This window comes from Variovorax sp. OK605 (assembly GCF_900115445.1).
Lineage (GTDB): Bacteria > Pseudomonadota > Gammaproteobacteria > Burkholderiales > Burkholderiaceae_C > Variovorax.
On the sequence record NZ_FOWL01000023.1, the window covers coordinates 34770 to 57174 of the forward strand.

24 protein-coding genes are annotated in these 22405 nt (G+C 69.7%); 11 read left to right on the top strand and 13 right to left on the bottom strand.

The features are described from left to right. Positions 1–2: 2 nt before the first annotated feature. The 8 genes from BM013_RS36255 to BM013_RS36290 all read right to left on the bottom strand — a co-directional run bounded on the left by BM013_RS36255 (position 3) and on the right by BM013_RS36290 (position 7759). Positions 3–1052 (bottom strand): RNA ligase (ATP), encoded by a 1050-nt coding sequence (locus BM013_RS36255; protein ID WP_093134552.1) that lies wholly within the window; start codon positions 1050–1052, stop codon positions 3–5. Between the two features lie 344 nt (positions 1053–1396). After that, the gene (fahA, locus tag BM013_RS36260; RefSeq protein WP_093134555.1) at positions 1397–2722 is read right to left on the bottom strand and encodes a fumarylacetoacetase; all 1326 of its coding nucleotides are present in this window, start codon (positions 2720–2722) and stop codon (positions 1397–1399) included. 10 nt (positions 2723–2732) lie between these two features. Continuing rightward, positions 2733–3539 (bottom strand): cyclase family protein, encoded by an 807-nt coding sequence (locus tag BM013_RS36265; RefSeq protein ID WP_093134557.1) that lies wholly within the window; start codon positions 3537–3539, stop codon positions 2733–2735. 58 nt (positions 3540–3597) lie between these two features. Beyond that, the gene (locus BM013_RS36270; protein WP_093134559.1) at positions 3598–4395 is read right to left on the bottom strand and encodes an ABC transporter permease; all 798 of its coding nucleotides are present in this window, start codon (positions 4393–4395) and stop codon (positions 3598–3600) included. Further along, entirely contained in the window at positions 4392–5162 is a 771-nt protein-coding gene (locus BM013_RS36275) for an ABC transporter permease (RefSeq protein WP_093134561.1), read from the bottom strand. Before BM013_RS36275 ends, BM013_RS36270 begins: the two co-directional genes overlap by 4 nt. Beyond that, positions 5155–6012, bottom strand: coding sequence for an ABC transporter ATP-binding protein (locus BM013_RS36280; protein WP_093134564.1), 858 nt, complete (start codon positions 6010–6012; stop codon positions 5155–5157). Before BM013_RS36280 ends, BM013_RS36275 begins: the two co-directional genes overlap by 8 nt. Further along, positions 6009–6968, bottom strand: a complete 960-nt coding sequence (locus BM013_RS36285; protein ID WP_256221852.1) for an ABC transporter substrate-binding protein — start codon at positions 6966–6968, stop codon at positions 6009–6011. The genes BM013_RS36280 and BM013_RS36285 overlap by 4 nt, the downstream gene beginning before the upstream one ends. After that, positions 6965–7759 (bottom strand): TetR/AcrR family transcriptional regulator, encoded by a 795-nt coding sequence (locus tag BM013_RS36290; RefSeq protein WP_093134566.1) that lies wholly within the window; start codon positions 7757–7759, stop codon positions 6965–6967. The genes BM013_RS36285 and BM013_RS36290 overlap by 4 nt, the downstream gene beginning before the upstream one ends. Positions 7760–7859: 100 nt before the next feature. Between BM013_RS36290 and BM013_RS36295 the strand changes: the two genes are divergently transcribed. Both BM013_RS36295 and BM013_RS36300 read left to right on the top strand, forming a co-directional pair. After that, positions 7860–9887 (top strand): acetoacetate--CoA ligase, encoded by a 2028-nt coding sequence (locus tag BM013_RS36295; RefSeq protein WP_093134569.1) that lies wholly within the window; start codon positions 7860–7862, stop codon positions 9885–9887. Between the two features lie 128 nt (positions 9888–10015). Further along, positions 10016–10348, top strand: a complete 333-nt coding sequence (locus BM013_RS36300; protein WP_256221853.1) for a YbaY family lipoprotein — start codon at positions 10016–10018, stop codon at positions 10346–10348. Between the two features lie 7 nt (positions 10349–10355). Here BM013_RS36300 and BM013_RS36305 read toward each other — a convergent pair whose 3' ends face one another. Together BM013_RS36305 and BM013_RS36310 are read right to left on the bottom strand one after the other, a co-directional pair. Beyond that, on the bottom strand, positions 10356–12296 hold the full coding sequence (locus BM013_RS36305; RefSeq protein ID WP_093134574.1) for an adenylate/guanylate cyclase domain-containing protein: 1941 nt from the start codon (positions 12294–12296) through the stop codon (positions 10356–10358). Positions 12297–12513: 217 nt separating this feature from the next. Continuing rightward, positions 12514–13224, bottom strand: a complete 711-nt coding sequence (locus tag BM013_RS36310; protein WP_093134577.1) for a 2OG-Fe(II) oxygenase — start codon at positions 13222–13224, stop codon at positions 12514–12516. Positions 13225–13306: 82 nt separating this feature from the next. Between BM013_RS36310 and BM013_RS36315 the strand changes: the two genes are divergently transcribed. Continuing rightward, positions 13307–13810, top strand: a complete 504-nt coding sequence (locus BM013_RS36315) for a GFA family protein (RefSeq protein WP_093134579.1) — start codon at positions 13307–13309, stop codon at positions 13808–13810. 62 nt (positions 13811–13872) lie between these two features. On the opposite strand, the gene BM013_RS36320 is transcribed toward BM013_RS36315, so the two are convergent. After that, the gene (locus tag BM013_RS36320) at positions 13873–14787 is read right to left on the bottom strand and encodes a LysR substrate-binding domain-containing protein (protein ID WP_093134582.1); all 915 of its coding nucleotides are present in this window, start codon (positions 14785–14787) and stop codon (positions 13873–13875) included. A 184-nt stretch (positions 14788–14971) separates the two neighbouring features. Between BM013_RS36320 and BM013_RS36325 the strand changes: the two genes are divergently transcribed. The 8 genes from BM013_RS36325 (at position 14972) to BM013_RS36360 (ending at position 20803) form a co-directional block, all read left to right on the top strand. Next, the gene (locus BM013_RS36325) at positions 14972–16171 is read left to right on the top strand and encodes an acyl-CoA dehydrogenase (RefSeq protein WP_093134585.1); all 1200 of its coding nucleotides are present in this window, start codon (positions 14972–14974) and stop codon (positions 16169–16171) included. A gap of 6 nt (positions 16172–16177) precedes the next feature. Next, positions 16178–17416, top strand: a complete 1239-nt coding sequence (locus tag BM013_RS36330) for a CaiB/BaiF CoA transferase family protein (RefSeq protein WP_093134587.1) — start codon at positions 16178–16180, stop codon at positions 17414–17416. Between the two features lie 24 nt (positions 17417–17440). After that, on the top strand, positions 17441–17869 hold the full coding sequence (locus BM013_RS36335; RefSeq protein WP_093134589.1) for a VOC family protein: 429 nt from the start codon (positions 17441–17443) through the stop codon (positions 17867–17869). A 244-nt stretch (positions 17870–18113) separates the two neighbouring features. Next, a complete protein-coding gene (locus tag BM013_RS36340; RefSeq protein WP_256221854.1) occupies positions 18114–18494 on the top strand; it encodes a helicase SNF2 in 381 nt (126 codons plus the stop codon). A gap of 56 nt (positions 18495–18550) precedes the next feature. Continuing rightward, positions 18551–18964 carry an organic hydroperoxide resistance protein gene (locus BM013_RS36345; RefSeq protein ID WP_093134594.1) on the top strand — a complete coding sequence of 138 codons (414 nt, stop codon included), beginning with the start codon at positions 18551–18553 and terminating at the stop codon, positions 18962–18964. Positions 18965–19087: 123 nt separating this feature from the next. Next, a complete protein-coding gene (locus BM013_RS36350; RefSeq protein ID WP_093134597.1) occupies positions 19088–19711 on the top strand; it encodes a dihydrofolate reductase family protein in 624 nt (207 codons plus the stop codon). A gap of 80 nt (positions 19712–19791) precedes the next feature. Further along, positions 19792–20376 carry a hypothetical protein gene (locus BM013_RS36355; protein WP_093134600.1) on the top strand — a complete coding sequence of 195 codons (585 nt, stop codon included), beginning with the start codon at positions 19792–19794 and terminating at the stop codon, positions 20374–20376. A gap of 13 nt (positions 20377–20389) precedes the next feature. After that, positions 20390–20803, top strand: coding sequence for a hypothetical protein (locus tag BM013_RS36360; protein ID WP_093134602.1), 414 nt, complete (start codon positions 20390–20392; stop codon positions 20801–20803). On the opposite strand, the gene BM013_RS36365 is transcribed toward BM013_RS36360, so the two are convergent. Continuing rightward, positions 20800–21258, bottom strand: coding sequence for a CopD family protein (locus tag BM013_RS36365; protein WP_093134605.1), 459 nt, complete (start codon positions 21256–21258; stop codon positions 20800–20802). The two genes, BM013_RS36360 and BM013_RS36365, sit on opposite strands and share 4 nt — an antisense overlap. Before the next feature lie 53 nt (positions 21259–21311). Then, positions 21312–22301, bottom strand: a complete 990-nt coding sequence (locus BM013_RS36370; protein ID WP_256220175.1) for a LysR family transcriptional regulator — start codon at positions 22299–22301, stop codon at positions 21312–21314. Between the last annotated feature and the right edge of the window lie 104 nt (positions 22302–22405).

A 22405-nucleotide genomic window follows, 5' to 3' on the forward strand; every position in this document is an offset into this window, starting at 1 on the left:
CTTCAGCGGTCCGAGTGCTTCAGCAGGTAGCGGTTCGAGATCGCCTTGAACGACAGCCCGCCGTCCAGCCGCTTGAACACCACCCCCTCGCGCGAGGTCGCCGGGTTCAGCGACGGCCCTTCGGCGTACGCCAGCACCTCGTCCATCGACGCGCGGAAGCGTTCGAGCGTGGTCACTTCCAGCAGCGGCACGGTGCGCACCGTCGCGCCCAGCACGCGCAGCGCATCGACGACGGCGTTGCGCTCGTCCCTCCCGCAGTAGCTGCCGCTGTCGATGTCGAACACATCGAACACGTGGAACTGCTGCCCGCGCAGCTTCTCCGGGTTGCCCTGGATGCCCTCGCCGACGATCTCTCCCTGCAGCGCCACGTTGCGCCCCAGCGTCGCCAGCGCTTCCAGCAGGCGGTCTTCCCGCGCCACGCGCCACAGGCTGTTGCCCGGGGTTTCGCGCAGCTGCCAGTTGCGTCCGCACACGCCAGACGTGCCCGCGTTACCCGCGTTGTGGAACACGGTCATGCTCGATCCGTCGAGCTTCACCGTGACTTCGAACGCGAGCCCGTCGCTCGCGGCGAACACCTCCGGCAGGTTCTGGATGCGCTCCTGGTCGGTCTTGGCGATGAAGTCCGGAAACGCGCCTTCCACTTCGCCCGACAGGCAGGCCGGGATCACCGGCTCCCATTTGCCGATGCCGAACAGCGCCGCCCAATCGCGCTGGCGCAGCGCCGGGTCGGCCAGCGCGAGCGCATCGATCTCGGTGAATTGCGACAGCGGCAGGATCAGCCCCTGCGAGATCTGCCCGCGCAGCTTCATCGTGCGAAGCCGCACGCCGCGCTGTTCGTTCCAGGTGATCGCGGACTTCTCGAGGAAGCCGAAGCGCGGATCGTCCAGCGGCAGGAACGCGTCGATCTCGAAGAAGACGCAGCGGTCGCCGGCGGCGAACTCTCCCTTCTTGATGACGACGCTCCAGCCTTCGACGATGGCGCATTCGATCGCGTCGGCCCCGGCGATGGGGCGGACGGCGTCGACGTTGCGGACGGTGACCAGTTTGCGCATGGTTTGTTTTCTCCCTGTGATGAATGCGTGGATGCGTTGACGGTGACGAAAAGAAAAAAGGCCCGGAACCATTCGGTGTCCGGGCCTCTTTTGAAAGAGTGCGGGAGCGCTGCGCGCTATGCGCTGCCTCCGCCCGGTGCGGCGTGATGGGCCGTGTGCTGCTGCAGGCTGTTGGCATGGTCCATGCCGCATGCGACCTCGCCCCCCGCTGTAGGGCGGGCGATGCAGGGGAGGGCGATGACCGATGCGGGATTCACGATGAGGCGTCCGGTGGAGGTGCGGGTTTGTTTGCAGGCGCTCGAATGCGCGAAGGAAGCGGACTGTAAATAGTGTTTACGCCGTCGTCAACCCCTGGCGGGCAACACCGTGCCGCGGCTCTCGCCGAAGCCGATGCGCGCGTGCCCCGGTTTTTCGCACCAGCCGCGCAGCAGCACCGCGTCGCCGTCTTCCAGGAAGCCGCGCTGTTCGCCGTTGGCCAGCGTCACCGGGCTTTGCGCCGCGCGCGCCAGTTCGATGATGGCGCCGGCCTCGCCGGGGCCGGGCCCCGAGATCGTGCCGCTGCCGAACAGGTCGCCGGGGTTCAGGCTGCAGCCGCCCACCGTGTGGTGCGTCACCATCTGCGCCACGCTCCAGTACTGGTGCCTGAAGCTGGTGGACGACAGGCGCGACGGGCCCGTCTTCTCCTTGCGTGCCCTCTCGCTCTCGAGCCAGACCTCGAGCCGGATGTCGAGCGCGCCGCTCTCGCGGTTGCCCGCGTCCTCCAGGTAGGCCAGCGGCTGGGGCTCGTTGGCCGGCCGGGTCCAGGCCTGGCGGTAGGGCGCGAGCGCTTCCATCGTCACGATCCACGGCGAGATCGTGGTCGCGAAGTTCTTCGCCTGGAAGGGCCCGAGCGGCGCCATCTCCCAGAACTGGATGTCGCGCGCCGACCAGTCGTTGAGCAGGCAGATGCCGAAGATGTGGTCGCCCGCGCGCTCCAGCGGAATCTGCTCGCCCTGCGCATTGCCGGTGCCGATCCACACGCCCAGCTCCAGCTCGTAGTCGAGCCGCGCGCAGGCCTGGTAGGTGGGCGCCTTCGCGCCGGGGGCCATGGCCTGGCCCATTGGCCGGTGAAAGCGCTGGCCGCTCACGCCGATGGTCGACACCCGCCCGTGGTACGCGGTCGGAATCCAGCGGAAGTTGGGCGTCACGTCGCCGTCGGGGTTCATCAGGCGGCTGATGTTCAGCGCGTGGTCGATCGAGGTGTAGAAGTCGGTGTAGTCGCCGATGCGCGCGGGCACGGTGTATTCGACCTCGGCCTGCGGCACCAGGCATTCGCGCACTGCCTGCACGGTGGCCACGGGGGCGTCGTTCTTCAGCAGGTCGAACAGCGCGTGGCGCAGCGCCTTCCATGCGCTGGCGCCGAGGGCGAAGAAGTCGTTCAATGCCGGCAGCGCCGCGGCCCGCGCCGCATCGAGCGCCGGGCCGTCGAGTTGCTGGCGCGCGGCCAGCGCCGCCAGGTCGAGCACCTGGTCGCCGATGGCCACGCCGCCGCGAAATGCCTCGCCGCCGCCCACGCGGCGGAACACCGCATGCGGCAGGTTCTGGACCGGAAAGTCGCTGCCCGCCGCGTTCGCCGATTCGACCCAGCTGCGTGCGTGAACGTCGTGCGTGTGGTTGAGGGTGATGCTCATGCGCCGGTCCTCACACGGAGGCCATCAATGCGTCGTCGAAGATCGCCACCGCGCGCGTCCACCCCGCCGACGCGCCGCGGATCTTGTGCGGAAAGCAGCTGATGAAGAAGCCCGTGGGCGGCAGCACCTCGAGGTTGTGCAGCTTCTCGATGTGGCAGTAGCCGATGTCGCGCCCGGCCTTGTGGCCTTCCCAGATGAGCGAGGCGTCCTGCGTCTCGCCGTACTTCTTCGCGGTGTGCACGAAGGGCGCGTCCCAGCTCCAGGCGTCGGTGCCCGTGAGGCGCACGCCGCGCTCCAGCAGGTACATCGTCGCTTCGTAGCCCATGCCCGCGCCGGCCGACACGTAGTCGGGGTTGCCGTAGCGCGAGCCGGCGCGCGTGTTGATCACCACGATCTCCAGCGGGCTCAGCGTGTGGCCGATGCGCTTGAGCTCGGCCTCGACGTCGTCGGCCGTCACCACGTAGCCGTCGGCGAAGTGGCGAAAGTCGAGCTTCACGCCGGGCTGGAAGCACCATTCGAGCGGCACGTCGTGGATGGCGATGGCGGGCTTCTTCTCGCCCAGCGCCTTGTCCATGGTCGAGTGGAAGTGATAGGGCGCGTCCAGGTGCGTGCCGTTGTGCGTCGACAGCTGCACCAGCTCCACCGCCCAGCCTTCGCCGTCGGGCAGGTCTTCTTTCTTCAGGCCCGGAAAGAAGGGCTCGATCTGCTCGTAGGTCTGCTCGTGCGTGAAGTACTGGATCTTCGGCGCGAAGGCCGGCGGGTCGGACATCACGTCGTTCTCCAGGAAGATCGACAGATCGACGAATTGGCGTGGCATGGTGAGGCTCCTTGTGGGGTGTTCGTGTTGGAAAGGGAGGATTCGAGGCATGGGGCGATCAGGGCTGTTGCCAGCGCAGCAGCCGCTTCTCTGCAAAGGCCAGCAGCGCGTTGCTCACGAAGCCGATGAGCCCGAGCAGCACGATGCCGGCGAACAGGTCGCTGGCGCGGAAGGCGCGCGCGGCCAGCAGGATGGCCTGGCCCAGGCCGCTTTGCGAGGCGATCATTTCGCCCACCACCGCCACGATGAGCGCGATGGTCAGCGCGAGCCGCATGCCGGCCAGGATGTCGGGCATGGCGTTGGGCAGGCCCATCTTCCAGATGTACGCCGCGCGCGACATCTGCAGGCAGCGCGCCACTTCCGCCAGCCGCGGCTCCACGGCCGCGAAGCCGTGCACCGTGGCCAGCAGCACCGGCCACATCGCGCCGAAGGCCACCACGAACAGCACCATGCCGGGGTTCAGCCCGAAGATCGAGATGGCCAGCGGCAGCAGCGCCGAAGCGGGCAGCGGGCGAATGAACTCCAGCGTCGGCTGCACCCACGCGCGCACCGAAGGCGACACGCCGATGGCCGCGCCCAGCAGCACGCCGAACAGCGACGCCAGCAGCCAGCCCTCGACCATGCGCCCGACCGTGGCCTGCGTGAAGGCGAGCAGCTCGCCGTTGCCGGTGTTGGCGCTGCCGCCGGAAAGGTTGAGGCTTTCGAGCAGGCTCGCGAAGGTGGCTTGCGGCGTCGGCAGGAACACGCGGCTCACCCAGCCCGCGTTGCTCGCCACCCACCACAGCGCGACGAGCGCCAGCAGCACGCCCAGCGAGCCGAGCCGGTTCAGGCCCGCGCGTTCGTTGCCGCCGTTCATGGCTGCACCCCCATGCGCCGCGCCACCACGCGTTGCAGCAGCAGCATGCCCGCGTTGACCGCAAAGCCCACCACGCCGATCCACCCGAGCCACGCGAGCATCAGCGCGGGGTCGAAGCTCTGCTGCGCGATCATCATCGCGTAGCCCATGCCGTTCGGGTTGGCCGCGATCTCCACCGTCACGGCCACCACCAGCGCCACCGCCACACCCAGCCGCAGCGCGACGAACAGGCGCGGCACGATGGCCGGCAGCACGATCTTGAAAGCCCGCTCGCGCGCCGACAGGCCGAGCACGCGGCTCACCTCGAGCAGCCGGGGCTCGATCTGCTGCACCGCCGACTGCACCAGCACCAGCAACGGCCAGAAGGTGGCGAAGGCGACGATGGCCAGCTCCATGCGCACGCCGAAGCCGAAGCCCAGCATCGCGAGCGGAATCAGCGCCACCGAAGGCACCGGGCGCAGCACCTCGATCGACATCGAGCCCAGCTGCGCCGCGCGGCGCGAGAGCCCGAGCACCAGCCCCAGCGCGATGCCGAGCACCGCGCCCAGCAGCAGCCCGAGCGCGGCCGTGCCCAGCGTGAAGCCGGTGGCCTGCCACAGCGAGCCGTCCATGGCCGCGCCCACGAAGGCCTTGGCCGCCGCGCTCGGTGGCGCCAGCGAGTCGCTGCCCAGGGCCGATGCGCGGCGCGCGTACCACTCGAACACGCCGACCAGCAGCACCGGAAGCACCCACGGGCGCACCCAGCGAAAGAGGCGGCTCTCAGTCATGGCCCTGCTCGATGAAAGCGAACAGCTCACGCCGCAACTGCAGGTACTCCGGATGCTCCTTGGTCGTGAGCTGGTCGCGCGGGCGCGGGATCTTCACGTCGATCATCCGCGCGAGGCTCGGCCGCCCCGGGCCGGGGTTGGCCTGCAGCGCGATCACGCGGTCGCCGAGGTAGATGGCCTCCTCGAGGTCGTGCGTGACGAACAGCACCGTGAGCCCGTCGTCGCGCACCAGCCGTGCCAGTTCGTCCTGCAGGCTCTGCCGCGTGAGCGCGTCCAGCGCGCCGAAGGGCTCGTCCATCATCATCAGCTCGGGCCGCTGCGCGAGGCAGCGCGCAATCTGCGCGCGCTGCTGCATGCCGCCCGACAGCTGCACCGGAAACTTGTGCGCGTGCTTCGCCAGCCCGACCTTGCCGAGCACGTCCGCGATGCGCGGCGCGCGCTCGCCGGCAGGCACGCCGGCCGCTTCGAGCGCGAGGCTCACATTGCCTTCCACCGTGCGCCACGGCAGCAGCGCGCGGCCGTAGTCCTGGAACACGAAGGCGACTTCGCGCGACGGCGCGCTCATCTTCACGCCGTTGCGCCGCACCTCGCCCGCGCTGGCCGTGACCAGGCCGCTGGCCGCGCGCAGCAGCGTGGTCTTGCCGCAGCCGCTGGGCCCGACGATGCAGACGAACTCGCCGCGCGCCACGTCGAACGAAGTGGGCGACAGGATCTCGCGCCCGCCCAGGCGGATGGTCACGCCGTCGAAGCGCAGGAAAGGGGTGGCTTGCATCGTGGGGCTGGCGGGCGGATGGAAGGCGCCGGCAGAAAGCGCGGCGCGCGCAGTGACGGGGGCGGGGACTGCGATCACTTCACCACCAGCTTCGCCACGTCGATGTTGGTCTTGAGCATGTCCTGCTCCTTCATCAGCCCGGTCCAGTAGGCGAGCTGCTTCTCGGTCACCACGGGGCCGGGCGGCGAGACCTGCACCTTGGCCAGCACCTCGGGCGGCAGCTTGATGTACTTGCCGATGGCCGCGCGCACCCTGGCGTCGTTCCTGGCCTGCTGCATGAACGCGCCCGACTCCACCAGCGCCTCGCGGAACGCGCGCGCCGCCGCCGGGTTCTTCGCCACCCATTCGCGCTTGGCCGCGTGCACGATGGTCTGGTTGTTCTCGGGCAGGAAGGTCGAGTAGTACGAGGCCACGTAGCCCGCGCCGCTCTCGGTGATGCGGCTCATGAACGGGTCGGCCGACACCACCGCGTCGACCGAGCCGCCGCGCAGCAGGTCGGCGTGCTGCGGGAACGCCGCCTCGACGAAGTTCACCTTGCGGTAGTCCACGCCGCTGTCCTTCAGCCAGGCGCGAAAGGTCACGTGCAGGAAGGCGCCCAGGCCCGGCACGCCGATCTTCTTGCCCACGCAGTCCTGCGGGCCCTTGATGCCCGAGCCCGCGCGCGCCACCAGGCCGAAGCCGGTGATGGTCTTCGAGGTGAGCCCGCCGCCGGCCACCAGCACCAGGTCGAGCCCGCCGTCCACCGCCTGCAGGAACACCGAGGGCGTGGGCCCGCCGATCTGCAGCGAGTCGGACTGCAGCGCCGCCGGAATCGTCGAGTTCAGCGGAATGAACTTGAGCTCGACGTCGAGGTTGCGCTTCTTGAAGTAGCCCTCCTCGGCCGCCACGAACACCGAGGCGAAGTCGGTCACGGCCGTGTAGCCGAACACGATCTTCGGGTTGGCTTGGGCGAAGGAGGGCAGCGCGGCGCCGGCCGACGCGGCGGCCAGTGCCGACAGCAGGGTGCGCCGTTTCATCGTGGGGGTGATCGTCATGTCTTTTGTCTCCGGGGGGTGGTTCTTGTGCGGGGGGGCTTGTCGGTCGGGGCGGTGGCGGTGGCGGCGGTCCTTGCCGTTTTCACCGTCTTCGGCCGGGGCAGCGCCGCGCGCAGCCCGCCGACGATGAAGTTCACCAGCATCGGCGCCACGGCCGGGTCGGCGCGCGTGTTCTCGCCGCGCGACAGGCGCTCGATGCGGCTGTCGTTCAGGTGGTGCAGCAGCGAGCCCAGCGCGAACTGGTAGCCCCAGGCCGCCTGGCTGCGCGTGGCGTGCGGCAGGGCGACGTGCAATGCGTCGATGTAGGCCTCGGCCAGCGGGTCGAAGTACGAGCGCAGCACGCGGTCGGCTTCTTCGGTGGCGTGGTAGAGCTCGCGCGCCACCAGCAGCGCGTAGTACTCGCCCTCGGCGCTCGCGCGCAGCGCCAGCACGGGCGCGGTGAAGGCGTCGATGATGCGCGGCAGCGTGCGCGGGTCGTCGGCGTCGTTGTCCACCGCGGCCAGGCCCGCGAGCCGCTCCTCGATGGTGTGGCCCCAGTGCTCGAAGATCGCGTGGAACAGCTCGTGCTTCGCGCCGTAGTAGTAGCCCACCAGCGCGAGCGGCACGCCGGCCTCCTCGGCGATCTGGCGGATCGTCACCGCGTGGTAGCCGTGCTGCGCAAAAAGCTTCTCGGCCGCCAGCAGGATGGCGAGCTTGCGGTCGGGGCGTGAAGTCTCTGGGGCGACTGCGGCCGGGGCGGGCGCCGCGGCGCGCGAGCCGCTGCGCCGGACGGGAGGTGTGCGGGTGCTCATCGGGGCGTATTGAACGCTTGTACAAAAACATTGAACACGCGTACAAACCCTGAGGTCAACCCTCATTGAGCACGGTCGTTCGCGGCGCTACGCTCGAACCATGCCCGTTCCGAACCTTGCTCCCGACACCCCTCCCAACATTCCCCAGATCCGCCTCTACCAGCACTGGCTGCGCGAGACGCGCGGCCTCTCGTTCGACGGCTACCACGCCCTGTGGCGCTGGTCCGTCACCGAGCTCGACGCCTTCTGGCAGAGCATCTGGGACTACGCCCGCATCGAGTCGCCCACGCCGCACACCGCGGTGCTCGCCGAGCGGCGCATGCCCGGCGCGCGCTGGTTCCCCGGCGCCCAGGTCAACTACGCGCGCGAGGTGCTGCGCCACGTCGACGCGGCGCATGCGGCCGGCATGCCCGCCATGGTGAGCGACAACGAGCGCGGCGAAGTGCGCGAGATGTCGTGGCCCGAAATGCGCCGCCAGGTGGCCTCGGTGGCGCTCACGCTCAAGTCGCTCGGCGTGCAGCGCGGTGACCGCGTGGCGGCCTACATGCCCAACGTGCCCGAGACCATGGTGGCGTTTCTCGCGTGTTCCAGCATCGGCGCCGTGTGGAGCGTGTGCGCGCCCGACATGGGCACCGCCGCCGTGGCCGACCGCTTCCGCCAGATCGAGCCCAAGGTGCTGATCGCGGTGGACGGCGTGCACTACGGCGGCAAGCCACTGGACCGCAGCGCCGTGCTGCAGGAACTGCGCGGCCAGTTGCCCAGCGTGCAGAAGCTGATGCTGGTGAAGTCGCCCTACGCCGCCAGCCACGTGCCGCACGACGTCGAATGGGTGCACGCCACCGACCGCTACGACGACAAGGTCGCGGCCTTCGAGCCCGAGTGGCTGCCCTTCGACCACCCGATCTGGATCGTCTACTCGAGCGGCACCACCGGCCTGCCCAAGCCCATCGTGCACGGGCAGGGCGGCATCATCCTCACCATGCATGCCTGCGGCCTGCACAACGACGTGGGCGCGAGCTACGGCGCCAACAACTTCGGCGAGCGCTACCACTGGTACAGCTCTACCGGCTGGGTCATGTGGAACTCGCAGCTCTCGGGCATGGCCTTCGGCGCCACCATCTGCATCTACGACGGCAACCCGGCGGGCAGCAAGGACAAGCCCGACTGGGGCGTGCTGTGGCGCTTCGTGGCGCGCCACAAGGTCACCTTCTTCGGCGCGGGCGCGGCCTACTTCACCAACTGCATGAAGTCCGGGCTGGTGGCCCGCGATTGCGGCGACCTGTCGCGCGTGCGCGCGCTCGGCAGCACCGGTTCGCCGCTGCCCGAAGAGGTGCAGCGCTGGGGCTCGCAGCAGATCCTGGGCGCGGGTTCCAAGGAGGTGTGGTGGTGCAACATTTCCGGCGGCACCGACTTCTGCGGCGCCTTCGTCGGCGGCAACCGCGACCTGCCCGAAGTGCCTGGCCAGATGCAGTGCCGCGAGCTCGGCCACGCGGTCGAGGCCTGGAACGAGAGCGGCCGGAGCGTCATCGGCGAAGTGGGCGAGCTGGTGTGCACGCAACCCATTCCGTCGATGCCGCTGTACCTGTGGGGCGACGAAGGCAACGCGCGCTACCTGTCGAGCTACTTCGACACCTACCCGGGCGTGTGGCGCCACGGCGACTGGATCAAGATCGGCGCGGACGGCGGCTGCATCATCTACGGCCGCAGCGACGCCACCATCAACCGCCAGGGCCTGCGCATGGGCACCAGCGAGATCTACAGCGCGGTCGAGGGCCTGCCCGAGGTGCTCGACTCGATGGTGGTCGACCTCGAGTACCTGGGCCGCGACAGCTACATGCCGCTGTTCGTGGTGCTGCGTCCCGGCGTGGCGCTCGACGACGCGATGCGCACGCGGCTGAACAACGCCATCAAGACCTCGCTGTCGCCGCGCTTCGTGCCCAACGACATCTTCCAGGTGGCCGAGATCCCGCGCACGCTGTCGGGCAAGAAGCAGGAGCTGCCGATCAAGAAGCTGCTGCTGGGCCAGCCGATCGAGAAGGTGGTCAACCGCGAGGCCATGGCCAACCCGGGAAGCCTTGACTGGTACGTGGCTTTTGCAGCCCGGCGCGCGGCCACCGCCTCCGCATAATGGGGCGGATGAAAAGACGCACCAGCCTCCTCATGTTTTCCGCCGTGGCAGGCGCCTCGTTGCTGAGTGCCTGCGCAATCCCTTCATCGCCATCTTCCGCAACCGGCGGTTCGGCCGCGCCGCTGCGCGTGAGCGGCAGCGTCACCTACCGCGAGCGCATGGCGCTCGACCCCGCGGCCGAAGTGCTGGTGCAACTGCTCGACGTGTCGCGCATGGACGCCGCCTCGACCGTGCTGGCCGAGCAGCGCATCAAGGCCAACGGCAAGCAGCCGCCCTTTGCCTATGAACTGAAGGTCGATGCCGCGCGCATCGACCCGCGCATGCGCTATGCGGTGTCCGCGCGCATCTCGCGCGGCGAGCAGCTGCTGTTCATCAACGACACGCAGCATTCGGTGCTCACGCAGGGCGCCGGCAGCACCGCCGACCTGGTGCTGGTGCGCGTGACGCAGGCCCCGCGCTGAAGAAGGCTCAGGCGGTCAGCAGCTCGTAGAGCACCATGCGCGTCTGCCGGCCGCGCAGCTCCACCAGTTCCTCGATGCGCCGCGTGTACAGCCGGCCCTGCAGGCCGGCATAGGTCACCTCCGACATCAGCATCTGCGTGCCCAGCTGCTTGTTGATGCCCTCGATGCGGCTCGCCACGTTGATGACGTCGCCGAACGCCGTGTAAGACAGCCGGTCGTTCGAGCCCAGCACCCCCGCGATCACCGTGCCCGTGTGGATGCCGATGCGCGTGCGGAACGCGGGCAGCCCTTCGTCCTGCCACTTGCGGTTGAGCTCGCTCATTTCCACGTGCAGTTCGAGCGCGGCCAGGCAGGCCCGGTACTCCGCGTCGGGCAGGTCGGCGGGCGCGCCCCACAGCACCATGATGCCGTCGCCGATGAACTTGTCGACCACGCCGCCGTGCCGCGCGAACACGCCTGTGGCCAGGTTGAAGTACTCGGTCAGCATGCCCACCAGCACGTCGGTGTCCAGCGACTCCGAGATCGAGGTGAAGCCCTCCACGTCGGTGAACATCACGGTGATGCGCCGCGGCGAGCCGTTGGGCGCAATCGCATGGCCCTGGTCGATGAGCTGGTTGATCACGTCCACCGGCACGAACTTGCTGAACGCCTTCAGGCTGCGCGCCGAGTCGTCCAGCGCCTGGTCGAGATGCTGGATCTCGAGCACGCGGCTGGGTTCGCGCGGCAGGTTGTCCAGCTCCAGCAGGCCGATGCGCCGCGCGATGTGCGAGAGGTTCTCCACCGGCGAGGTGACCAGCTTCGACAGCTTCAGCGACATGAACAGAGAGATCGCCAGGAAGGCCAGCGCCACCAGCAGCCCCCACAGCACGGCGCGGCGCAGGTCGCCCAGCAGCGCGTCCTCGGGCACCCAGCTCACCAGGTGCCAGCCGGTGGCCGGAATGAGCGAGGCCTGTACCAGGTAGCGGCGCCCGTCGAAGGTGAACGCGAAATCGGTGTCGTTGTCGCTGCCCGCCGTGCCGTCGGCCACCATGTGCGCATGCAGCGCGCCCAGCACGCCGTTGGGCGGGGTCAGCGTGTGCAGCGCGCCGGACTGGTCGCTGCGCGCGAGCACGCGGAAGTCGGCGCTCAGCAGGGCGCTGTCGCCGTCGCCGCCGCTGTTGAACTGCCGCACGAACTCCGACAGCCGCCCCAGCGACACGTCGCCCGCCGCCACCAGCGCCTGCGCGCTGCTGTCCGCGTAGCGGCGCTTGCTGGGCAGCGCGTAGGTCACGCCCAGCTCCTGCGCCGCGGCGAACACGTAGGGCTGCGTCCAGATCGGGCCCTGCGCCTTGCGCGCCTGCAGGTACCAGCTGCGCTGCGTCGGGTCGTAGCTGCTGCGGTAGGACTCGATGCGCTGCGTGGCGTAGCGCTGCTGCACGTCGGCCTCGGCGTCCAGCGGCAGCTTGTACTGCCAGGTCTCGGTGGTGAAGTCTTTCGCGCGCTCGATGTGGCGCATGGCCGGCACCGGGTAGCGCAGGGCCATCAGCATCTGGCCCTTCTCGTTGCTCACGTAGATGCTGTCGAGCTCGGGCGACTGCTGCAGCAGCGTCCACAGCAGCTCGGCCGTGCGCTCCGACTGGTCGCCCTCGGGCCGCAGGCTCGGGGCCGTGCCCACCGCGTTGATGACCGACTCGGCCTTCTGCAGGAAGGCCAGCACCTTGTCCTCGGTGCGGTCGTGGTTGGCCTTGTGCGCGGACACGCCGATGCGCGACACCAGCCGCTGCGAGCCCCAGTAGCCCAGCGACACCAGCAGCAGCGACTGGGCCAGCGCCACGGCGCTCACGATGGTGCCCACGTCCACCCGGAACCGGCGCGAGCGCCCGGGGGGAGGTGCCGCGGCCGTGGGGGCGGCGGATTCGATAGGCGGCGTCTGCGCCGCAGCCGGATCTCCGGACGGGTTCTTGTTCATACAGCTCCCTGACAACCACTCGAGCGCGCCCGCTGCGCCGAGGCTGCAGACCGGCCCCCGGGGGACTCACGGCCCCGATCTTTGATGTCGGGGATCCTGGTGGGTGGCCGGAAGCGGCGTGATTTTCGCTCGACTTCGGTTTTTGGGGGATGCAGCGGCGCAACGCGCCTTCCGCAGGGGCTGTACGAGGCCTTCTTGACTCTTCTCTTGCCGCAGCCTATTGCGCGTCGTGGAAGATCAGGCCCAGCGTGTGCCGGTGCCCCGAGCGCACGCGGCTCACGCCGTGGCGCATCGTCACGCGGTAGGTGCCGCGCGTGCCCGTCACGGGCCGCTGGTTGACCGCGAAGATCACCGCCTCGCCCCGCGCGAGCGACACCACCTCGGCGCGCGACTGCATGCGCGGGCGCTGCTCGGTCAGCACGAACTCGCCGCCCGTGAAGTCATGGCCCGGCTCGCTCAGCAGCACCGTGAGCTGCAGCGGAAACTGCAGCTCGCCGTACAGGTCCTGATGCAGGCAGTTGTAGTCGCCCTCGCCGTAGCGCAGCAGCAGCGGGGTCGGGCGCAGCTGGCCCGCGGCATGGCAGCGCGCCAGGTAGGCCGCGTGGTCCGGCGGGTGGTCGGCCGGCTGGCCCATGGCCGCGGCCCAGGCATTGGCCAGCGGCGCCAGGCGCGCGTACAGCGCGCTGCGCCAGGCCGCGAGCTTCTTCGGCAGCGGGTTCGCAAAGTACTGGTACTCGCCCTGGCCGAAGCCGTGGCGCTGCATCACGACGCGGCTGCGGAAGCGGTGGCCCTCGTCGTACATGGCGACGAGCGCGGCGCATTCCTCGGGCGTGAAGACCGGGCCAGCGACGGCGCAGCCGCGCAGGGCGAGGTCGTCTTCGATGCGGGGCCAGTCGAGGGCGTCGACCTGGGAGGCGGGGGATGTCATGGACACAGTGTCCGGTTTTCGAGGCCGGGAAACTCGCCGTTTCCGGACACATCTTTCAAGGCCCGCGAGGTAGATTCCGTGCATGAGCACACCGAACATTCCCAACGACCCGGCCACCGGCGACTGGCAACTCCCCTGGGAGGGCGGCTGCCGCTGCGGCCAGGTGCGCCTGCGCATCAGCGCGCCGCCGCTGCTGGCCATGGCCTGCCACTGCACCGGCTGCCAGCGCATGACGGCCAGCGCCTTCTCGCTGTCGCTCGCCATTCCCACGCCGGGCTTCGAGGTGACGGCCGGCGAGCCGGTCATCGGCGGCCTGCACGGCGACTCGCACCATTGCTTCTGCCCGCACTGCAAGAGCTGGCTGTTCACCCGCACCGAAGGCCTCGACTACTTCGTCAACATCCGCGCCAGCGCGCTCGACCACCACGAGTGGTTCGTGCCCTTCGTCGAGACCTGGACCGACGAAAAGCTGCCCTGGGTCTCGACGCCCGCGAAGCACAGCTTCGGCGCCTTGCCCGCGATGGATGCGTTCCCGGCGCTGATCGAGGCGTATGCGAAAGAGGGCGCCCGGCCCGCGAAGCGCTGAACCCTTGCTGGCAGCCGCAGCCGCAGCCGCAGCCGCGCGGCATGGCGTTCAGCCCGCCTGGCTCAACCCTGCTGCGCCTGTGCCTGCGCCTGCGCAAGCAGCCAGTCGCTGAAGAACTTCAACAGCGGCCGCTGGTCGGCCCGCTCCGGCGTCACCAGGTAGTAGTTGCGCTCGCCCGACAGCGGCCGCGCGCAGGCCACCACCAGCTCGCCGCGCGCCAGTTCGTCGGCCACCAGCATGGTCGGCATCAGCGCCACGCCGAGCCCGTGCGAGGCCGCCGCCGCGAGGATGGAGAACAGCTCGTAGCGCGGGCCGCCGCGCGCGTTGGGCGCGTCGATCTGCTGCGCGTCGAACCACTGGCGCCAGCCGTCGGGGCGCGTGCTCTGCTGCAGCAGCGGCATCTTCGCGATGACGGCGGGCGTCACGGCCTTGCCGCGCGCAAGCAGGGCGGGGCTGCACACCGGCACCACGTCCTCGTGCATCAGCAGCAGCGCGTGCGTGCCGGCCCAGTTCTCGACCTGCGCGGGCGTGCCGGCGTACAGCGCGGCGTCGAACTCGGCGTCGGCGAACAGAAAGGGCCGTGTGCGCGTCTCGATGTGCACCACCACGTCGGGCTGCAGCGCCGCGAAGCCCTTCAGGCGCGGCATCAGCCAGCGCGTGGCGAAGGTGGGTACGGCCGCCAGCGAGAGCGAGCCGCCTTCGCCCTGGTGGGCCATGGCGTCGAGCGCGTCGCGCTCCATCGCCTGCAGCCGCATGGCCGTCTGCCGCGCATAGGCCGCGCCGCTGGCGGTGAGGGCCACGCCGTGGCGCGTGCGGCGAAACAGCGCCACGCCCAGGAAGGCCTCGAGCGTGCCGATCTGGCGCGACACCGCGCTCTGCGTGAGGGCGAGTTCCTGCGCGGCGCGCGTGTAGCTCTCGTGGCGCGCGGCGGCGTCGAAGCACACGAGGGTCTGCAGCGGCGGGATCTTGCGGCGCATGTATGCCTGGAAAGTAGGAATGGAGCGAGGCGCTTCTCAATGAAGATGTGGCTCGAACATCTTGCAAGACATTCTATGAACGCATATCTGGGTGCGCAATCCTCGTTTGCGTCATGGTGCCTGCGTGGCTAGGATCGGCCGATCCCCCTCTTTTTTCTCTTTTCCCCTCTTCCGGAGACAGCACATGGCCGCCAAAGCGCAATTCCACTGGGACGATCCCCTTCTTCTCGACCAGCAACTGACCGACGAAGAACGCATGATCCGCGACGCGGCCAACGCCTACTGCCAGGAGCGCCTGGCGCCCCGCGTCATCGAGGGCTTCCGCACCGGTGAAACCGACCCCGCCATCTTTCGCGAAATGGGCGCGCTCGGCCTGCTGGGCCCGACGATTCCCGAGCAGTACGGCGGCCCCGGCCTGAACTACGTGGCCTACGGCCTGATCGCGCGCGAAGTCGAACGCGTCGACTCGGGCTACCGCTCGATGGCCAGCGTGCAGAGCTCGCTGGTGATGGTGCCGATCTTCGAATTCGGCACCGAAGGCCAGAAGCAGAAGTTCCTGCCCAAGCTCGCCACCGGCGAATGGATTGGCTGCTTCGGCCTGACCGAACCCGACCACGGCTCCGACCCCGGCAGCATGGCCACGCGCGCCAAGAAGGTGCCGGGCGGCTACTCGCTCAGCGGCTCGAAGATGTGGATCAGCAACTCCCCCATCGCCGACGTGTTCGTGGTGTGGGCCAAGGAAGTCAGCGAAAGCGGCACCGTGGGCCCGATCCGCGGCTTCGTGCTCGAAAAGGGCATGAAGGGCCTGAGCGCCCCCGCCATCCACGGCAAGGTCGGCCTGCGCGCCAGCATCACCGGTGAAATCGTGATGGACGGCGTGTTCTGCCCCGAGGAAAACGCCTTCCCCGAAGTGCAAGGCCTGAAGGGCCCGTTCACCTGCCTGAACAGCGCCCGCTACGGCATCTCGTGGGGCGCCCTGGGTGCCGCCGAAGACTGCTGGCACCGCGCCCGCCAGTACACGCTGGACCGCAAGCAGTTCGGCCGCCCGCTCGCGGCCAACCAGCTGATCCAGAAGAAGCTGGCCGACATGCAGACCGAGATCACGCTGGGCCTGCAAGGCAGCCTGCGCCTGGGCCGCATGAAGGACGAAGGCACGGCCGCGGTGGAAATCACCTCGATCATGAAGCGCAACAACTGCGGCAAGTCGCTGGACATCGCCCGCATGGCGCGCGACATGATGGGCGGCAACGGCATCAGCGACGAGTTCGGCGTGGCACGCCACCTGGTGAACCTGGAAGTCGTGAACACCTACGAAGGCACGCACGACATCCACGCGCTCATCCTGGGCCGCGCGATCACCGGCATCGCAGCTTTCGCCAACTAAGAACGCATGACAACGAAGCCCGCAGCACTCGACGGCATCAAGGTCCTCGATCTGTCCCGCGTGCTCGCGGGCCCGTGGTGCACGCAGATCCTGGCGGACCTGGGCGCCGACGTCGTCAAGATCGAACGCCCCGGCGTCGGCGACGACACGCGCACCTGGGGCCCGCCCTTCATCAAGGACGCGGACGGCAACGACAGCGACCAGGCCAGCTACTTCACCGCCTGCAACCGCAACAAGCGCTCGGTCACCATCGACATGGCCACGCCCGACGGGCAGGCGCTGCTCAAGCAGATGGCGGCGCAGGCCGACATCGTGGTGGAGAACTTCAAGACCGGCGGCCTGAAGCAGTACGGCCTCGACCAGGAAAGCCTGCGCGCGGCCAACCCGCGCCTCATCTACTGCAGCGTGACCGGCTTCGGCCACGACGGCCCCTACGCCGAGCGCGCCGGCTACGACCTGATGATCCAGGCCATGACCGGCATGATGAGCATCACCGGCCGTCCCGACGACGTGCCCGGCGGCGGCCCGCTGCGCGTGGGCGTGGCGCTCACCGACCTGTTCACCGGCGTCTACGCCAGCACCGCCATCCTCGCGGCGCTGCAGGTGCGCGACCGCACCGGCGAAGGGCAGCACATCGACATGGCGCTGCTCGACGTGGGCATGGCCATCCTCGCGAACCAGGCCAGCGCCTTCCTCAACACCGGCAAGGCGCCCGGCCGCCAGGGCAACACGCACCCGAGCCTGGCGCCGTACCAGGACTTTCCGACGCAGGACGGCTCGATGCTGCTGGCCGTCGGCAACAATGGCCAGTTCGCGCGCTTCTGCGAAGCGGCCGGCCACCCCGAGTGGGCGAGCGACGCACGCTTTGCCACCAACACGCTGCGTGTGAAGCACCGCCTGGTGCTGATCCCGATGATGGAAGAGCTCACGCGCACCCGCACCACGGCCGCGTGGGTCACGCTGCTCGAAGACAAGGCCGTGCCCTGCGGCCCGATCAACGACATCGCGCAGGCCTTCGACGACGCGCAGGTGCAGGCGCGCGGCCTGAAGGTCACGATGCCACGCGACGCGGGCGACGGCATTGCCAGCATCACCGGCGTGGCGAGCCCGCTGCGCCTGTCGGCCACGCCGCCGGTGCTGCGCCATGCGCCACCGGCACTCGGCCAGCACACGCAGGAAGTGCTGGCGGAAATGGGCATCGACGCCGCCCGCTTCGACGCCCTGCGCTCGGCCGGCGTGGTCTGACGCCGCTGCCATGACAAGGCCGGCATGACGAGCCCGATGCGCCCACCGTTCGCGGTGCTGCGCATCGACCACGTCGTGCTGCGGGTGAGGGACATGGCGCGCGCCGTCGCGTTCTATGCCGACGTGCTCGGCTGCACCGTCGAGAAGCGCCGCGACGACCTGGGCCTGGTGCACCTGCGCGCCGGCGCCAGCCTCATCGACCTCGTCACGCCCGACGGCCCGCTGGGCCGCCAGGGCGGTGCGCTGCCCGGTGCCGAGGGCCGCAACGTCGACCACCTCTGCCTGCGCGTCGAGCCCTTCGACGAGGCGGGCATCCGCGCGCTGATGGCGCGCCACGGCGTGGCCCTTCACGGCGGCGTGCAGAACAACTTCGGCGCCGAGGGCAACGGCCCGTCGATCTACCTGAGCGACCCCGACGGCAACACCGTCGAGCTCAAGGGCCCGGCCGCCTAGCTGCGGCCCGGCCGGTCGGTTGCCCCCTGCGCGGCCGCCTTTCCCCGTCTTTCATTTCCGATTTGTACGCCACTGTGTCCGGCCGGCGCGGCGTACACACGCGCATGCAAATCTGCCGGTGGCTCGACACATCGCGGATACAGCCCGCCGATGTAATTCATGCATCGCCACCGACGACACACACACAGAGGAGGCGATGGTGTTCAACCGACCCCTTCACCCTTCATCTTCGAAAGACATTGCCATGAAAACCACCAAGCTCCTGATCGCCGCCGCCGCTCTTTCCGCTTTCGCCGTCGGCGCCAGCGCGGAGAACTACCAGGGCGTGCTGCAATTCCAGTCGTCCGCCAGCCGCACCGCCGTGCAGGCCGCGGGTGTGGCCGCCGCCCACGTTGCAGACCCGTACGCCGACGGCGCCACCGCGGGCGTGCCCGCCGTCGTGGCCGGCCTGAGCGACCGTGCCCAGGCCCGTGCCGGCGCCATCGCCGCGGCCCGCGCCGGCAACATCTACGCAGACGGTGCAGGCGCCGGCCCCAACGAGCGCTTCGCCAGCACGCTGGACCGCGCCGCGGTGCGCGCCCAGGCCGTTGCCACGGCCCACGGCATCGACCGCCTGGCGCTCTGAGCCCGGCCCGCGCGACACCACTTTCAACACGACCCCCTCTCATCCAAGGAAGCACCATGACCGACAAGCAAGTCCTCTACACCGGCAAGACCCACACCACCGGCGGCCGCCAGGGCGCATCGCGCAGCAGCGACGGCAACCTCGACATCCAGCTGTCGCCCCCCGGCGGCAACGGCACGGGCACCAACCCCGAGCAGCTGTTCGCGGCCGGCTGGTCGGCCTGCTTCATCGGCGCCATGGGCAAGGCCGCGGGCGGCCTGAAGGTCAAGCTGCCGGCCGACCTGGCGGTGGATGCCGAGGTCGACCTGGTGCTGCAGGAAGGCCAGTACCTGCTGCAGGCGCGCCTCAACGTGAGCCTGCCGGGCCTGGACCGCGAGACCGCGCGCGCCGTGGTCGACACCGCGCACCAGACCTGCCCGTACTCCAAGCTCACGCGCGGCAACATCGACGTCGAGCTGAACCTGGTCTGAGCCCCCCGTCGACACGCGCGTTCGCCCCCTGTCTGCCTGTTTGCCTGTTTTCAACGGGCGGGCTCGCGCATAGACTCCGCCTTCTCTGCAACCCAGGCCGGCTTCGCCGCCGGAACGCGACGTATGAGCAGCAGCAAGGTCTTCTTCGACGTGGGCATCTCGCTCGACGGCTACATGGCGGGCCCGAACGCCAGCCCCGGCAACCCGATGGGCGATGGCGCGCGCGCCATGCACGGCTGGATCTTCCAGACCGCCACCTTCCGCGAGATCCTGGGCATGCCCGGCGGCGAGCGGGGTACGCCCGACGACGCACGCGTCCAGCAGGTGTTCGCGCGCGCCGGGGCCTATGTGATGGGGCGGCGCATGTTCGACGAGGGCGAGGTCGCCTGGCCCGAGAACCCGCCGTTTCGCGGCCCCGTGTACGTGCTCACGCATTCGCCGCGCGAGCCGTGGGTGCGCCAGGGCGGCACCACCTTCCATTTCGTGACCGACGGCCTCGCGAGCGCGCTGGCCCAGGCCAAGGCCGCGGCCGGCGGCAAGGACGTGCGCATCTCCGGCGGCGTCGACACCGTCCGCCAGGCCATCCGCGCGGGCTTGCTCGACGAATGCACGATCCACGTCGCGCCGAACCTGCTGGGCGCGGGCCAGCGGCTGCTCGAGGGCCTCGCGCCCGGCGAGATGACGCTGGTGCCCGTGCGCGCCGACGGCTCGGCGCTGGTGACGCACCTGGACTACCGGTTCACCTGAACGAGGCCTGAGCCGTGACGTGAGCGAAGGAGAATGGTGGCGCGCGCTCGCGCACACAACAATTCTTCAGGGAGCTCCCCATGTCCGAACATCCGTTCGCTGCGCGCGTTGCCGCGCGGCTGTCCTTTGCCGTGTCCGCGGTCGCCGCAACCGCGCTGCTCGCCGCCTGCGGCTCGCGCCAGCCGGCCCCGCCCGAGCCGCCGCCCGCCACCGCCACGCCGCGCAACAGCGTCGTCATGCCCGCCGTTGCCTACGGCACCACCGCCAAGGGCGTGCAGCTGACGAAGGCCGACGACGCGTGCGACGTGCCCGCGTCGTTGCGCCAGGCCGTGCAGGACCAGTTGCTCGACCCCTACGAGTTCGTGCTGGCGCCACCGGCACCCGCTGCGGCACAGGCCGCGCCGTCGCTGAAGCTGGAGATCACCGACCTGCTCGCGAATGCGGGCGGCCTGTACGGTGGCCCCAAGATCGTCCAGTTGCGCGGCACGCTGGAGCGCCAGGGCGAAGCGCCCGCCCGGTTCACCGCGCAGCGCCAGATGTTCATCTACTTCGGCATGCCGCGCAGCACCTGCAGCATGGTCGGTGTCGTGACCTACAAGCTGGGCGAGGACATCGCGCAGTGGCTGCTGAAGCCGCTGGACGGCGCGGTGCTGGGCGAGCGCTGAGCACTGCAAGGACATGACGAACCACGAGGCCGCACAGCCGGTTGAAGCGGTTGCGATGGCAAGCGCCTCCGGTGCCGTCGCCTCGGCTGAAGTCGTGCGCGTCGACTACGCGATGCACCGGCTGGAGGTGACCGTGCGCAGCGCGACGCAGGGCACCTCGGTCAAGATCGGCTTCGGCGAGGTCGCGGCCTACCGCGTCATGGACGAGCGGGACTTCGGCGAATACTGGCCTGCCTGCGCGTCGCCCGACGGCCTGCTGTTCCAGATCCGGTCGGGCGGCTGGCTGGCGAAGGAACGGGTTCGCCCCGGCAGCTGCATCGCCTTTCATGGCGATCTTCGCGAGTACCTGGTCGCAGGAATCACCGACTGCGTCTGCGTGCTTTGTGCCGCAGAGCCCACCATCGAGCCGTATCAGGGTGTGGCCTAACCCGCCCGCCCGATGATCGCCACCCCGAACACCACCACCCCCAGCGCCAGGTTCACCGTCACCAGCTGGCGCACCGTGTTCAGCCGCGCCGCGGCCACCGGCCATGCGCTCTGTTCCACCGCGCGCCGCAGCGCCTTGAACACCGACGCGCGGATGTAGACGTAGATCGCGGCCATCACGATCGCGATGCTCATCATGGCTTGCACGCGCCAGTGCACGCTGCGAAAGCCGCCGGTCGCGAGGATCATCGCCACGCCGGTCACGAACAGCAGCGTGAGCGCCGCGTCCACGCCGATGAAGAAGCGCCGCAGCGTCGCGGCCATCATGCGCAGGCGCAGCGGCGGCTCCAGCGTGGCGACGGCGGACGGGCGCACCGCGAAGTGCAGGGTCGCCATGCCGCCGACCCAGAAGGCGGCGCACAGCAGATGGACGAAGAGGGGAACGACGTAGGACATGGGGCCCGATCAGAACACCGAACGGGCCGTCCGCGCAACGCCGTTGCCGCGGGCTATGCCGCGACGCGGCGCTTGCGCGCGGCCGGCCGTTTCTGCGGTGCGGCTGCGGGTGCCGGTGCCGGCACCGCCAGGTCGGTGTAGCGCCGCATGTCGGCCACGATGCGCCGCAGCAGCTCGCTCGCGGCCGGCGACAGCATGCGGCCGTGGCGCGACACGATGTGCGAGCGCCCCTGCGACAGCAGCGGGTTCTTCATCGGCAGCTCGATCAGCTCGGGGTTGGTGGCGCTCGGCGTGAGCGAGATGCGCGTGCCCAGCGTGTAGCCCAGCCCGGCCGACACGAAGTGGCCGAGCGCGCTGAACGAGGTGGTGGTGAGCAGCGACGGCAGCCGCACGCCCTCGCTGATCTCGGCCGCCTCGATGTGCTGGCGCACGCCGAAGTTGCGGTGCAGCGTGGCGCCGGGGTAGGGCAGCAGGTCGGCGAGCTTCAGCGGCCGGCCCAGCTGCGCGAGCGGGTGCGAGCGCAGCACCATCGCCTGGATCGGCTGCGGGTGCGACTGGTGCGAGGTGAGCCGCTCGTCCCTGGGCGGCTGGAACAGCATGCCGATGTGGGCGCGCTCCTCGACCACGCGCCGCACGATCTCGTCGGTGCTGGCCACGTCGAGCTCGACCGTGATCTTCGGGTGCGTGGTCATGAACTCGCGCAGGCTGTGGCGCATGAGCCAGTCGACGTAGCCCTCGCCCGCCACGATGTCGATGTGGCCGCGCTCGATCTTGCGGATGCTGTCCATCTGCGCCATGAGGTGCTGCTTCTGGCTGTTCTGGCGCCGCACGTAGCCGGCCAGCATCTCGCCCGCGTCGGTGGGCACCACGCCGCGGCCGTGGCGCTCCAGCAGCGGCACGCCGCACTCCTGCTCGAGGATGCCGATGGCGCGGCTCACGGCCGAGGGGTCCATGTCGAGCACGTCGGCGGCGCCGCGCACCGAGCCGCTGTCGAGCACCTGCATGAAGTAGCGCACGCGGCGCGTGTCGAGCTTGTCGTCCATCGCCCGGTCTCCTGAGTGTTGCATTCGATGCATCGAATATCCCGATTTACGGTCATTGATGCAAGAGGCCTGCATGCGGAAACTTGCCGGCATTCGTTCCAACC